Raw genomic sequence first — 12,911 nt, forward strand, 5'->3', positions numbered from 1 at the left:
CGAAAAGAAATGGTTGCTTACAAGGATTAAGCAAAAAATTGAGGCAATATTTATAACCGATTATCGGTATCTAATATATAAGGAATGCTTTTAGTATTTGTAGCAATTTCTGAAAGGATTAAATGGAGGATTTATGAAAGAACAAAAAGGCAAGAAGCAGAAGACATATATATCTATTCGATTAAATATAATGTTCCTTTGCATATTTGTACTATTCTCAGCTATTATTATGCAGCTAGGAAAGGTACAAATCGTTGAGGGAGAGGCTTATAAGAACCAAGTGGAAAGTAGTCAAAATGCAATAACTAGTATTCCAGTTCCACGTGGACAAATTTTAGATCGAGAAGGGAAAACAGTTGTTAATAATAAATCTCTTCGCACAATTACGTATACAAGGGTGAAGGGAATTACGAGTGAAGATATTTTAAAAACAGCAAAAGACTTGGCGAAAGTACTTGAAATGCCTGAACAAGATATAAATAAATTAACAGATATCGATAAAAAAGATTTTTGGATGCAGTTGAATTCGAAACGTGCGGAGACAAAGATTACTAAGAAAGATATAGAAAAGTTTAAAGAAAAGGGTATAGAGGGAAAAGAGTTAGATAAAAAAATAGAAGACTTAAGACGAGGTCGTGTTACAGAGGTAGAATTAGCAGAATTAACAGCACAAGATTTAAAGGTGTTAGCTATTAAAAGTAAAATGAGTTCAGGTTATCAACTAACACCACAAATCATTAAAAAAGATGTAACAGATGAAGAGTATGCGCGGATAAGCGAAAATCTTGCGAATTTTCCAGGAGTAGATGCAACTGTTGATTGGGAACGTAATTATGTAAACGGTAATTTATTTCGTTCTGTATTAGGAAATATTACGAGTAGTGAAGAAGGATTACCGAAAGAAAATTTAGATTCTTATTTAGTACGTGGATATAACCGTAATGATCGTGTTGGAAAAAGTTATATTGAACAACGATATGAAGATGTATTACACGGCACAAAAGAAGAAGTGAAAAATATTACTGATAAATCAGGAAACATTGTTAGCACAGAAATAATCTCTAAAGGAAAAAGTGGTAATAGTTTAACATTAACGATTGATATGGAATTACAAAAGAAAGTGGAAGAAAGTATAGAGAAAAACTTGAGAGCTTTTAAGAGTTCAGAGCCACTGCTCGATCGAGCTTTTGTTGTCATGACGAATCCAAATAACGGACAAATTTTATCAATGGCAGGCAAAAAGATTGTAGAAAAAGAAGGGAAAATAGAAGTTGAGGATTTGGCATTAGGAAACATGACAACTTCGTATGAGCTAGGGTCAGCTGTAAAAGGTGCTACTTTATTAACTGGATATGAGACAGGCGCAATACATCCAGGAGATCAATTTTATGACGCGCCGATGAAATTTAAAGGTACACAAGCTAAGAAATCGTGGAATGTATCCGGATTTGGTAATATTAATGATTTACGGGCTTTACAAGTATCTTCGAATGTATACATGTTCCAGACAGCTTTAAAAATTGCGGGAGTTAATTACGTACCAAATGGCTCATTGGATATTAAACAAGGAGCATTTGATACGATGCGCTATTATTTCAAGCAATTTGGTTTAGGTGTCCCAACAGGTATTGATTTACCGAATGAAATAATTGGACAAACGAGAAAAGTAGATAGTCAACCTGGGTTTTTACTAGATTTTTCTATCGGTCAGTATGATACGTATACGCCGTTGCAATTAGCGCAATATATTTCAACGATTGCGAATGGTGGTTATAGAATGCAACCTCAAATTGTACAAGAAATACGAGAACAATCAATAAAAGAAGAGGTTGGCAAAGTTATACGTTCCATAGAGCCTGTCGTATTAAATCGAATTGATATGAAGAAAGAACATATTGATCGGATAAAAGAAGGGTTTAGATGGGTATTCCAAGAAGGTGATGGAACTGGCGTGAAATATTTCAAAAACGCGCCATATAAACCAGCAGGAAAGACAGGAACAGCCCAAACTGTATATGGTGGAGATGACCCGATTGGTAGAAATGCAAAAGGAGAACGTATGGAATGTTACAACTTAACGTTAGTTGGATATGCTCCATATGATAATCCAGAAGTAGCATTTTCCGTAGTAGTTCCATGGCTTCATGATGATAAAAATGGAATTAATTCTATAATCGGAAAGGAAGTATTAGATGTATACTTTGATTTAAAACAGCAACGTATACATGGTGAAGCTACTAGTACAGGTAGTTCTAAGCAAAATTAGAGTACTTTTCTCAGGGAAAGAACCTGTTCATATAAAGCCATTTATAAGTAAAAAAATGAAATATGAAATAGGAGATAGAGGCGTCGTAGCTACTATCTCTTATTTTGTTAATAACTCTCATACTAGCTATAATTTTTTTAGTTTATGGAACAAATTTGGTTCGGTGATTGTCTATTATGTGTACGTATAAAAAGGTGCTAAAAATTTGGAAGGAATGATGATTTTGAAAAATAAGAGGATGCTAAAAATAGGAATATGCGTTGGTATATTAGGTTTAAGTATTACAAGCCTAGAAGCTTTTACAGGAGGGGCACTGCAAGTTGAAGCGAAAGAAAAGACTGGACAAGTGAAACATAAAAATCAGGCGACGCATAAAGAGTTCTCTCAACTTGAGAAAAAATTTGATGCTCGAGTAGGTGTATATGCGATTGATACTGGTACAAATCAAACAATTTCTTATCGATCTAACGAAAGATTTGCCTTCGCATCAACCTACAAGGCTTTAGCAGCAGGAGTATTACTACAGCAAAACTCAATTGATACATTAAATGAAGTAATCACATTTACGAAAGAAGACTTAGTGGATTATTCACCTGTTACAGAGAAACATGTAGATACTGGAATGAAACTAGGAGAAATTGCTGAGGCTGCTGTTCGTTCAAGTGATAATACTGCAGGGAACATTTTATTTAATAAAATAGGCGGACCTAAAGGATATGAAAAAGCGCTTAGAAAGATGGGGGATCGGGTTACTATGTCTGATCGCTTTGAAACAGAATTAAACGAAGCTATTCCAGGAGACATTCGTGACACTAGTACAGCGAAAGCAATTGCTACGAATCTTAAAGCTTTTACGGTCGGAAATGCACTTCCAGCTGAAAAACGTAAAATTCTTACAGAGTGGATGAAAGGAAATGCTACAGGGGACAAACTTATTCGTGCAGGCGTACCAACTGACTGGGTAGTTGGAGATAAATCAGGTGCTGGCAGTTACGGAACAAGAAATGATATTGCTATCGTTTGGCCTCCAAATAGAGCACCAATTATCATCGCAATTTTATCTAGTAAAGGTGAGAAAGAGGCTAGCTATGATAATCAACTCATTGCAGAGGCAACGGAAGTTATAGTTAAGGCTCTTAAGTAATAATCTTTCAATTCTTTATGTAATATAATTAAAAATAAGAACTTGGAAAGCGATTCTTTTTAATGTGAAAAGAATCGCTTTTTTATAAGCATGTAAACTATTTATACCTATGTATTATAAAGATATAATTAATGTAGAAAAGAGGGTGAATAGTTATGGAGAATGACAATCAAGTCTTTTGGAGAACAGATTGTCTTGTTTTGAGAAGGTTTAGTATGGATGACACTAACTACTTTCATTTTTATCGTTCTAATCCAGAAGTGGCTAGATTTCAGTCATGGGTTAATTATCAATATCATGAGGCTAAAACGTTTGTAAATGAACAAGTTAAAAATAATCCTAATCTACCAGGTACTTGGTTCCAGTTCGCAATTGCTTTGGCTGAAAATAACAAAATAATTGGAGATTGTGCACTTCACACACTTGTAAATGAACCTCGCATCGTAGAAATTGGATTTACTCTTTCTCCAGAATATCAGGGGAAAGGCTATGCAACTGAAGCTGTTTGTGCCTTACTGAATTACATATTTCATTCATTACGGAAACATAAAGTGATTGCATTTTCGGACGTTCGAAATAATAAGTCTATTTCTGTACTAGAACGAGTGGGGTTGAGGAGAGAAGGTCATTTATTACAGAATTACATGCTAAAAGGGCAGTGGATTGATGAATATCAATATTCAATATTGAAGTCTGAATGGAATGACGCTACATAATTTTAAAATTTAGAAACAATGAAGGAACTTATTCATGAAATTGATGAAAATGCCTTTGTCACTGTATATGATGTTGCGGAAGTACAAGGCGGAAACTTTAAAAAGCATGATATTCATTAAGGGTATTAACTAAGTTAAATGTTTTATACATAGTTGATTATTGAAAAAGATAAAAAACTCACCACATATAGAGAGACAACTGGTATGTACTATGATGTACAACGGCAAGATACATAGAACTAAAACTAAGATATTCATACGAACTCAAAAAGCTGAAATTCCTTAACTTGGGAATTTCGGCTTTAATGTTATATGATAGAGTTACGATTAGAACAGAACCGGGCATGTTTACTTCAACAGAGTGATATAAGTTCTTCAGTTCCTAAAATTAGAAACTTGTACTTGATTATCGTAGTTAAATCGATTTCACTTTAAAAGAGAACCGTTAGATAAAAAGAATAATCTATTGAAATGTTTTTGAGAATTGTAGTATTGATGAAGATTTTAGGAGGGAATATGAGCAAGAAGATTAAAAGAAGTATATTACTTATTGCTACATTAGTAGGTTGTAGTATCTTTTTATATTTACAGAACAATTTAATAAGTATAACTGAGGTTAAAATAACCTCTAGTAAAATACCATCCTCTTTTAAAGGGTATAAAATTCTACAAATTTCAGACTTACACAATAAAAAATTTGGCGATAATCAAGATGTGTTAATTCAAAAAATAAAAAGTATAGACCCAGATATTATTGCGATTACGGGTGATTTAATTGACAGTAAATCATGCGATGCAGAAGTTAGTATGCAATTAATACGAGAAATTGTAAAGAAATATCCTGTATATTTTGTGACAGGAAACCATGAACAATGGTCTGGAAAGTATAACAATTTAGAAAAAGAGTTGAAGAAATATGATGTCAATGTTTTAAGGAATGAACATGTAGGCATTCGAAAGGGTGAGCAAGAAATAAACTTGCTCGGTATTGATGATCCAGAGTTTGTTACTGGAAACCGTGATGAAGGAAATATTATAATAGATGAAATTAAAAAAGCGAAAATTGAAATGCAGCCAGATAAATATAATGTATTATTATCCCATCGGCCTGAATTTATAAAGGAATATACGAATGAGAGGTTGGATTTGGTTTTATCGGGACATGCTCATGGAGGGCAAGTTAGATTGCCATTTATCGGAGGATTAGTTGCGCCAAATCAAGGTGTTTTACCTAAATATACAGCGGGTTTATATGTAGAACAAAATACATCAATGGTAGTGAGTAGAGGATTAGGAAATAGTATCATTCCGCAAAGGATTTTGAATAGGCCAGAAATTGTAGTCGTGCAGCTAAATTAAGCTGTACGATTTTTTTTATACAAAAATGAGTAAAGGGGCTTTCTGTATTTTGCAGGAGTAAACATTACAATTTTGTTAAAAATTTTCTACGTTACATAAAGTAACAAAATTTGACCCTCAGTGTTTGTTATAGTGTAAATAATCAAAAAACTTAAAATTTGTCGAGTGAAAATTGTGATAAGTAATTCATATAAAAACTTAAAGGGGTGTACACATGCATAAAGAATATGAAATTGAAGAATACACGGCGATTGAGGAACAAATCCATTATTATTGTAAATGTTTATTAGTAAGTCATCCTGATCAAATAATAAAGTATTTAGAAAAAAGGTTAGAAAAATATGCAGAAACATTACAATATGCACATTTATATCCTGACACAGTTATTTTACCGTTACAGCAATTAGTTATCGAATATTCTTTAGACGTTGCTAGAATTCGGAAGTATATGAATTTAAAAACGTAAAGTGAAATTTATAGTTTAAATGAAACAGAGTCGACTTTAGGAAATGAAATTCTAATGTCGACTCTGTTTCATTTTTTAATATCGGTGATTGAACATACATACTAATCAACGAAGTTTGACATATAATTAAGCAAGAGTAAAATAAAAGTGAGTACTCACTCATTTTTATTGGAAAAGGAGGATGAAACGTGCAACAACCTTCAATTATTTTACGGACTGTATCAAAAAGTTTTGGAAAAAAAGAAGTGTTACACAATCTTTCATTGCAAGTTGAAAAAGCAGAGATTTTTGGTTTTGTTGGACCTTCTGGATCGGGGAAAACAACGCTCATTAAAATGATTGCAGGTATTAATGAGGCAACGAAAGGTGAAGTACTTGTTAATAATACTAATATGCCTAATTTAAATGAAATGAAACGAATTGGTTATATGGCCCAGGCGGATGCATTATATGAAGAATTATCAGCATATGAAAATGCAGATTTTATAGCAACGATGTATGGATTAAAGGGAAAAAGTAAAAAGACAAGAATTGCAGAGGTTTTTGAACTTGTACAATTGTCACAGTATATGAAAAAGCAAGTACAACAATTTTCAGGTGGAATGAAAAAACGCTTATCATTAGCAATAGCACTCCTCCATGAACCAGAAATATTAATTTTAGATGAGCCTACAGTGGGGATAGATCCGCTTCTTAGGAAAACGATTTGGGAAAAATTTTATGATCTTAAAAAGAAAGGCACAACGATTATTGTAACGACGCACATTATGGATGAAGCTGAATTTTGTGAGCGTCTAGGATTAATTAGAGAAGGGAAACTAGTTGCGGTTGGAACAACTGAAGAATTGAAAAAACGCGTGTCATCTGGACGGATTGAAGATGTCTTTTTGTTGGAAGAGGTGGTGTCATCATGAGAGTTACTGGTGTAATCATTCGTATTATTCGCCAATTTTTTCGAGATAAGCGTTCGTTAGCGATGATGTTTGGGGCACCAATGTTATTACTTTGGCTATTATCGCTAGTGTTTACACAAAAAGACTATATACCGCAAATTGCTGTTGTTGATATGCCCGCTCAAATAGTAAAAGTGATGAAAAATCAAGAAGCGTCAATTTATGAATACAGTAAAGAAAACGCGATTTCTGAGTTAGAAAAACAAAAGGTAGATGCAATACTTCGAATAGAGAATGGAAAAATGAAACTTCTGTTGGAAGGTAGTGATTCGTCAAAAAATCGTGCTGTACTTCAAGTATTGCAAAAAAGCACAGAGAAGAATGATGTATCGATTATGAAACCTGAAGTAAATTTTTTACATGGCTCTAAAGACTTTACGATGTTTGATGGGCTTGGTCCTGTATTAATTGGTTTCTTTACATTTTTCTTTGTATTTATATTATCAGGTGTATCCTTCGTAAGAGAACGTTTAAGTGGTACGCTAGAAAGGTTATTATCCACCCCAATAAGAAGATGGGAAATAGTCGCAGGTTATATTATTGGTTTTGGAATCTTTGCCTTTATACAATCCATTATTATCGTAAGTTTTTCCGTTTATATTTTAGATTTATACGTAGCTGGATCTATATGGCTAACGCTACTTATTACATGTATGCTCTCTTTAACTGCACTAACATTAGGTACGTTTTTATCGGCATACGCAAATAATGAATTTCAAATGATTCAATTTATACCGCTTGTTATTGTGCCACAAATCTTCTTTTCTGGATTGTTTCCAATGGAATCTATGAACAAGTGGCTACAAATGTTAGGGAAAGTATTTCCACTCACATACGGCGCTGACGCAATGAGACAAGTGATGATTCGGAATCAAGGGTTTACAGAGATTGCATTAGATCTTGCTGTATTATTACTTTTTTCAATATTATTTGCAGTAGGAAATGTATTTGCTTTAAAGAAACATCGCAAAATATAATAATGACAAAAAGGAGCTTTATAAATGCAGAAGGATTGGCTGGAGGAATTAATAGCTGCAACTAATACGGATAAAAGAAATGAACGTCAAATGCGAATATTAGAGGCGGCTGTTGATATGTTTGGAGAAAAAGGATACGCTTCAACTTCAACAAGTGAAATTGCAAAACGGGCTGGTGTAGCGGAAGGAACAATCTTCCGCTACTATAAGACGAAAAAAGATTTATTACTAGCGGTCGTAATGCCAACTTTAACTAAGTTCGCTGCACCATTTTTCGTACAAACCTTTGCAAAAGAAATATTTAAATCGGAGTATGAATCATATGAAAGACTTTTAAGGGTTGTAATTCATAATAGGTTTAAATTTGCTCAAAAACACTTTCCTATGATAAAAATATTAATTCAAGAGGTGCCATTCCAACCAGAACTGAAAAATGAAATACAGCAATTAGTAGAAACAGAACTGTTTTCACATTTCAAAAAGTTGATTGTGAAATTTCAAGAAGAAGGGGAAATTATTGAGATATCACCATCTTCCGTACTACGTCTTACTTTATCAGCTGTATTAGGTTTATTATTAACACGATTTTTATTATTGCCTGAAGAAAAATGGAATGATGAAGCGGAAATTGAAAATACGATTCAATTTATATTGTATGGATTAACTCCACGATTTTAATCGTTGAAGTGTGAATTACATACATTACTTTTAAGTAAAAATAAATCGCCTTTAAAAAGGCGATTTATTTTCATTATATATTTTTGATAAATAAGTGCTTGTTTACTAAAAACATTCTAAATCAGCGTGTTTCTTTGTCTCTTCTTCTAAGACCTAATAATCCTGCTAGTCCTAATAAACCAAGCCAAGCCCAATTATTATTTTTATCACGATTATCATTTAAATCATTTGTTGTATTTACATTTCGAGTTCTTACATCATTATTAACTCTGTCTAAGTTATTGTCATTTACTCGAGTTGAAATATCAGTGTTATTAACTCTATTCATATTATTTCCATCGTATTCAGCTTGCGTAGATGTACCTAAAAACATAATAGATAGTGTTAAAACACTCAAAATAGATGATAATTTCTTTTTCATAACAATCCCTCCTTTCTTAATCATTAATTTCTCCGAAGCATGTGTGTATTATTCATTTCACAATATCTAAACCCTCATTAATAGGGCGCACATTTATAGAAAATAGAGTTGAATGATTGTTAATGTATCATTGGATTTATATTTCTCATAAAAATAACTGAATCAAACTTTGCTTAAAATGTTAATCTTAGTACAATTTATATTATACGGACTAGTAATAAGGAGGTAATAAGATGCGACAATTTGCAAAACCTACAATCGTCGTAAGTAAATGTTTAGAATTTGATGCTTGTCGTTATAATGGAGAGATGATTCCAGATGTAACAATACGAAATTTGCAGCCATTTGTTACATTTATACCTGTTTGTCCAGAAGTCGAGATTGGATTGGGGACTCCTCGTGAAACGATACGAATTGTAGAAGAAAATGGTGAGAATAGACTTGTGCAACCGTCGACACGAGAAGATGTAACTGAAAAAATGGAGCAGTTTTCAAATGACTTTTTACAAACGATATCGGATGTGGATGGTTTTATTTTAAAGAATCGTTCACCAAGTTGTGGTACGCGTGATGTGAAAATTTATTCTGGTTTTGAAAAAGCGCCAGCAAAGGGAAAAGGAGCTGGCTTATTTGGCGGAGCAGTAGTAAAAAATTTTTCGTATCTTCCTATTGAAGAGGAAGGTAGATTGTCGAATTTTATTATTAGAGAGCATTTCTTTACAAGGCTATTTACAATCGCATATTACAAAATGATTAAACACAATAAAAATATGAAAGAACTTGTATCGTTTCAGTCGGATAATAAATATTTATTTATGGCATATAATCAGGGGAAACAAAAGGAATTAGGTCGTATAATTGCAAATCAAAAAAATGAAAAGATTGAAGTGGTATTTGAAAACTATGAGAAGACTTTATATGAATTATTTATGCGTGCGCCCCGTTATACATCGAATGTAAATGTATGCGAGCACATTTTTGGATATTTTAAAACAAAGTTAAAAAAACAAGAAAAAGATCATTTTATAGAACTGTTACAAAAGTATGCAGAAAAGAAAATACCACTTAGTAGTTTACTTACAATTTTAAAATCATGGGCTATTCGATTTGATGAAAAGTATTTATTAAGACAAACATATTTCGAACCATATCCTGAAGCATTAGTAGAAATTTCTGATTCCGGAAAAGGTAGAGATTATTAAACAATAAATTACATAATTCGACACAAAACCTCCTATGTTGTTGTAGAACAATGTAGGAATTTTTTTGTGCATTAGTACAGAATCTGTTTTAAAATTAAGTTATGACAGAATTATAGCAATTGTCTAACTAATATTCTTGTCTTTTAAGTTGTTATGTTTGTAGTAGAAACTCGCACGCTGTCGAAACTCAATATTCGATAAGGGGTGTGTAGCGGAATGGAATTTACTCTAACTCGCGAAAAACAAATGATTAAAGAAATGGTACGTGACTTTGCTGAAAAGGAAATCGCACCGAAAGCTGTATATTATGACAAAACTGCAGAGTTTCCATATGAAACATTTCAAAAAATGGGCGAACTAGGATTACTAGGCATCCCATTCCCAGAAGAGTATGGAGGTTCAGGTGGCGATACAGTATCGTATGCTTTAGCAGTTGAAGAAATTGGTCGCGCTTGTGGTGGCACCGGTTTAAGCTATGCTGCAACAATTTCATTAGGTGCTTCTCCAATTTATTATTTCGGTACAGAAGAACAAAAACAAAAGTATTTAGTTCCAATGGCGTCAGGTAAAACATTAGGTGCCTTCGGATTAACGGAGCCGAATGCTGGATCAGATGCAGGTGGTACTCAAACGAAAGCGGTATTAGATGGTGATGAGTATGTAATCAGTGGTGAGAAGTGTTGGATTACAAACGCAGAGTATGCAAATACAATTATTGTAACCGCTGTCAACGGTATTGAAGAGAATGGTAGAAAACGTATTTCTGCATTTATCGTGCCTACTACGAGTGAAGGATTAACGATTTCAAGTCCTTACGATAAGATGGGTGTTCGCGCTTCTAATACTTGTGAAATCGTACTTGATGGTGTTCGTGTACCGAAAGAAAATATTCTTGGTGATGTAAATAAAGGCTTTAAACAATTTTTATATACACTTGATGGAGGGCGTATTTCAATCGCTGCATTGGCAGTTGGTATTGCGCAATCAGCCTTTGAACGTGCATTACAATATGCGAAAGAACGTCAACAATTTGGAAAGTCAATCTCTAATTTCCAAGCGATTCAATTTAAATTAGCTGATATGGCGACTGAAGTAGAGCTAGCACGCAATTTAGTACATAAAGCAGCTTGGTTAAAAGATAACGATAAACCTTTCGGCAAAGAAGCGGCAATGGCAAAACTATTTGCATCGGAAGCAGCAAGCCGTATTGCGAATCAAGCAGTACAGATTCATGGTGGATATGGTTATATGCGTGAATATGAAGTTGAACGACATATTCGTGATGCGAAACTATTAGAAATTGGTGAAGGAACTTCTGAAATTCAACGTCTCGTAATTGCTAGACATTTAGGATGTAGATAAAAGGGAGGAATCACTATGTTTCAAAAAATATTAATTGCGAATCGCGGGGAAATTGCTGTTCGTATTATGAAAACTTGTCAAAAACTTGGCATACGCACTGTTGCTATTTATTCTGAAGCAGATGAAAATGCCCTTCATGTGAAGATGGCAAATGAAGCTTACTTAGTAGGTGGACCGCGTGTTCAAGAAAGTTATTTAAACCTTGAAAAAATTATTGAAATAGCTAAGAAGACAAATGCAGAAGCGATTCATCCGGGTTATGGTTTATTATCAGAGAATCCGTCTTTTCCGGTTCGTTGCAAAGAAGAAGGAATCGTATTTATCGGTCCTTCAGAAGAAATCATTACGAAGATGGGAAGTAAAATCGAATCACGTATCGCAATGCAAGCAGCAGATGTCCCAGTAGTCCCAGGTATTACTACAAATATTGAAACTGCTGAAGAAGCAATTGAAATTGCAAAACAAATTGGTTATCCCTTAATGCTTAAGGCATCCGCAGGCGGCGGAGGCATTGGTATGCAGTTGATGGAAACTGAGCAAACGCTCACCAAAGCGTTTGAAAGTAATAAAACAAGAGCGCAAAACTTCTTTGGTAACGGAGAAATGTATTTAGAGCGATATATAGCAGATGCGCATCATATTGAAATTCAGCTTTTAGCAGATACACATGGTAACACAGTGTATTTATGGGAGCGTGAATGTTCGGTACAGCGCCGAAATCAAAAAGTAATCGAAGAAGCACCTTCACCATTTTTAGATGAAGGTACACGAAAGGCGATGGGAGAAGTTGCTGTACAAGCTGCCAAAGCACTTGGCTATACAAATGCAGGTACAGTTGAGTTTCTTGTAGATGATCAGAAGAACTTCTATTTCTTAGAGATGAATACGAGATTACAAGTAGAGCATCCAGTGACAGAAGAAATTACGGGATTAGACCTTGTAGAACAGCAACTCCTTATCGCAAGTGGAGAGAAACTATCATTTACTCAGGATGATGTAAAACGTAGTGGTCATGCCATTGAAGCTCGTATTTATGCAGAGGATCCGAAAACATTCTTCCCATCACCTGGGAAAATTACAGATTTAACATTACCGTCAAATGTACGGATTGATCACTTCTTAGAAAATCATGTAACGATTACACCTTTCTATGATCCAATGATTGCGAAAGTCATTGCACATGGCGAGACTCGTGAAGAAGCAATTTCGAAATTACATGATGCTCTAGAAGAATTAAAAGTAGAAGGTATTAAAACGAACACGCCAATGCTACTGCAAGTTTTGGAAGACGAAGTGTTCAAAGAGGGTATTTATACAACGGGGTTTGTAACGAAACAACTCGTTAAAAAATAAGATTTAACAATATT

At 34.0% G+C, this 12,911-nt stretch carries 12 protein-coding genes and 1 pseudogene; 12 read left to right on the plus strand and 1 reads right to left on the minus strand.

Annotated elements, in window-relative coordinates; translation table 11 throughout:
• Positions 1–133: 133 nt before the first annotated feature.
• The 9 genes and pseudogenes from BM089_RS08615 to BM089_RS08655 all read left to right on the plus strand — a co-directional run bounded on the left by BM089_RS08615 (position 134) and on the right by BM089_RS08655 (position 8,559).
• Positions 134–2,266 carry a peptidoglycan D,D-transpeptidase FtsI family protein gene (locus BM089_RS08615; RefSeq protein ID WP_000662990.1) on the plus strand — a complete coding sequence of 711 codons (2,133 nt, stop codon included), beginning with the start codon at positions 134–136 and terminating at the stop codon, positions 2,264–2,266.
• Between the two features lie 217 nt (positions 2,267–2,483).
• Positions 2,484–3,410 carry a class A beta-lactamase Bla1 gene (gene bla, locus BM089_RS08620; RefSeq protein ID WP_139213245.1) on the plus strand — a complete coding sequence of 309 codons (927 nt, stop codon included), beginning with the start codon at positions 2,484–2,486 and terminating at the stop codon, positions 3,408–3,410.
• A 155-nt stretch (positions 3,411–3,565) separates the two neighbouring features.
• Positions 3,566–4,126 carry a GNAT family N-acetyltransferase gene (locus BM089_RS08625; RefSeq protein ID WP_025118371.1) on the plus strand — a complete coding sequence of 187 codons (561 nt, stop codon included), beginning with the start codon at positions 3,566–3,568 and terminating at the stop codon, positions 4,124–4,126.
• Between the two features lie 18 nt (positions 4,127–4,144).
• Positions 4,145–4,246: pseudogene (locus BM089_RS08630) on the plus strand (DUF2179 domain-containing protein); the annotation flags it as partial.
• 396 nt (positions 4,247–4,642) lie between these two features.
• The gene (locus BM089_RS08635; protein WP_000037685.1) at positions 4,643–5,485 is read left to right on the plus strand and encodes a metallophosphoesterase; all 843 of its coding nucleotides are present in this window, start codon (positions 4,643–4,645) and stop codon (positions 5,483–5,485) included.
• Positions 5,486–5,699: 214 nt separating this feature from the next.
• Complete coding sequence (locus BM089_RS08640; protein ID WP_000548621.1) at positions 5,700–5,951, plus strand: hypothetical protein; 252 nt, start codon at positions 5,700–5,702, stop codon at positions 5,949–5,951.
• Positions 5,952–6,139: 188 nt separating this feature from the next.
• A complete protein-coding gene (locus BM089_RS08645) occupies positions 6,140–6,865 on the plus strand; it encodes an ABC transporter ATP-binding protein (RefSeq protein WP_001187075.1) in 726 nt (241 codons plus the stop codon).
• The gene (locus tag BM089_RS08650) at positions 6,862–7,881 is read left to right on the plus strand and encodes an ABC transporter permease (protein ID WP_001266734.1); all 1,020 of its coding nucleotides are present in this window, start codon (positions 6,862–6,864) and stop codon (positions 7,879–7,881) included. Before BM089_RS08645 ends, BM089_RS08650 begins: the two co-directional genes overlap by 4 nt.
• Positions 7,882–7,905: 24 nt before the next feature.
• Positions 7,906–8,559 carry a TetR/AcrR family transcriptional regulator gene (locus tag BM089_RS08655; RefSeq protein WP_001168196.1) on the plus strand — a complete coding sequence of 218 codons (654 nt, stop codon included), beginning with the start codon at positions 7,906–7,908 and terminating at the stop codon, positions 8,557–8,559.
• A gap of 121 nt (positions 8,560–8,680) precedes the next feature.
• Here BM089_RS08655 and BM089_RS08660 read toward each other — a convergent pair whose 3' ends face one another.
• Positions 8,681–8,980 (minus strand): WGxxGxxG family protein, encoded by a 300-nt coding sequence (locus BM089_RS08660; RefSeq protein ID WP_000728159.1) that lies wholly within the window; start codon positions 8,978–8,980, stop codon positions 8,681–8,683.
• A gap of 233 nt (positions 8,981–9,213) precedes the next feature.
• Here BM089_RS08660 and BM089_RS08665 point away from each other — a divergent pair, with 233 nt between their 5' ends.
• The 3 genes from BM089_RS08665 to BM089_RS08675 all read left to right on the plus strand — a co-directional run bounded on the left by BM089_RS08665 (position 9,214) and on the right by BM089_RS08675 (position 12,897).
• Complete coding sequence (locus tag BM089_RS08665) at positions 9,214–10,182, plus strand: YbgA family protein (RefSeq protein WP_090976647.1); 969 nt, start codon at positions 9,214–9,216, stop codon at positions 10,180–10,182.
• Positions 10,183–10,398: 216 nt separating this feature from the next.
• Positions 10,399–11,544 (plus strand): acyl-CoA dehydrogenase, encoded by a 1,146-nt coding sequence (locus tag BM089_RS08670; RefSeq protein WP_000397279.1) that lies wholly within the window; start codon positions 10,399–10,401, stop codon positions 11,542–11,544.
• Between the two features lie 15 nt (positions 11,545–11,559).
• Positions 11,560–12,897, plus strand: a complete 1,338-nt coding sequence (locus BM089_RS08675; RefSeq protein ID WP_000486742.1) for an acetyl-CoA carboxylase biotin carboxylase subunit — start codon at positions 11,560–11,562, stop codon at positions 12,895–12,897.
• Positions 12,898–12,911: the final 14 nt, after the last annotated feature.

The organism is Bacillus sp. 5mfcol3.1, from assembly GCF_900114335.1.
Taxonomy (GTDB): domain Bacteria; phylum Bacillota; class Bacilli; order Bacillales; family Bacillaceae_G; genus Bacillus_A; species Bacillus_A thuringiensis_S.

Coding starts and splice junctions, on each gene's coding strand:
- BM089_RS08655 (WP_001168196.1), top strand. CDS start 7,906: ATGCAGAAGGATTGGCTGGAGGAATTAATAGCTGCAACTAATACGGAT.
- BM089_RS08670 (WP_000397279.1), top strand. CDS start 10,399: ATGGAATTTACTCTAACTCGCGAAAAACAAATGATTAAAGAAATGGTA.
- BM089_RS08640 (WP_000548621.1), top strand. CDS start 5,700: ATGCATAAAGAATATGAAATTGAAGAATACACGGCGATTGAGGAACAA.
- BM089_RS08650 (WP_001266734.1), top strand. CDS start 6,862: ATGAGAGTTACTGGTGTAATCATTCGTATTATTCGCCAATTTTTTCGA.
- BM089_RS08635 (WP_000037685.1), top strand. CDS start 4,643: ATGAGCAAGAAGATTAAAAGAAGTATATTACTTATTGCTACATTAGTA.
- BM089_RS08675 (WP_000486742.1), top strand. CDS start 11,560: ATGTTTCAAAAAATATTAATTGCGAATCGCGGGGAAATTGCTGTTCGT.
- BM089_RS08660 (WP_000728159.1), bottom strand. CDS start 8,980: ATGAAAAAGAAATTATCATCTATTTTGAGTGTTTTAACACTATCTATT.
- BM089_RS08665 (WP_090976647.1), top strand. CDS start 9,214: ATGCGACAATTTGCAAAACCTACAATCGTCGTAAGTAAATGTTTAGAA.
- bla (WP_139213245.1), top strand. CDS start 2,484: ATGATTTTGAAAAATAAGAGGATGCTAAAAATAGGAATATGCGTTGGT.
- BM089_RS08615 (WP_000662990.1), top strand. CDS start 134: ATGAAAGAACAAAAAGGCAAGAAGCAGAAGACATATATATCTATTCGA.
- BM089_RS08625 (WP_025118371.1), top strand. CDS start 3,566: ATGGAGAATGACAATCAAGTCTTTTGGAGAACAGATTGTCTTGTTTTG.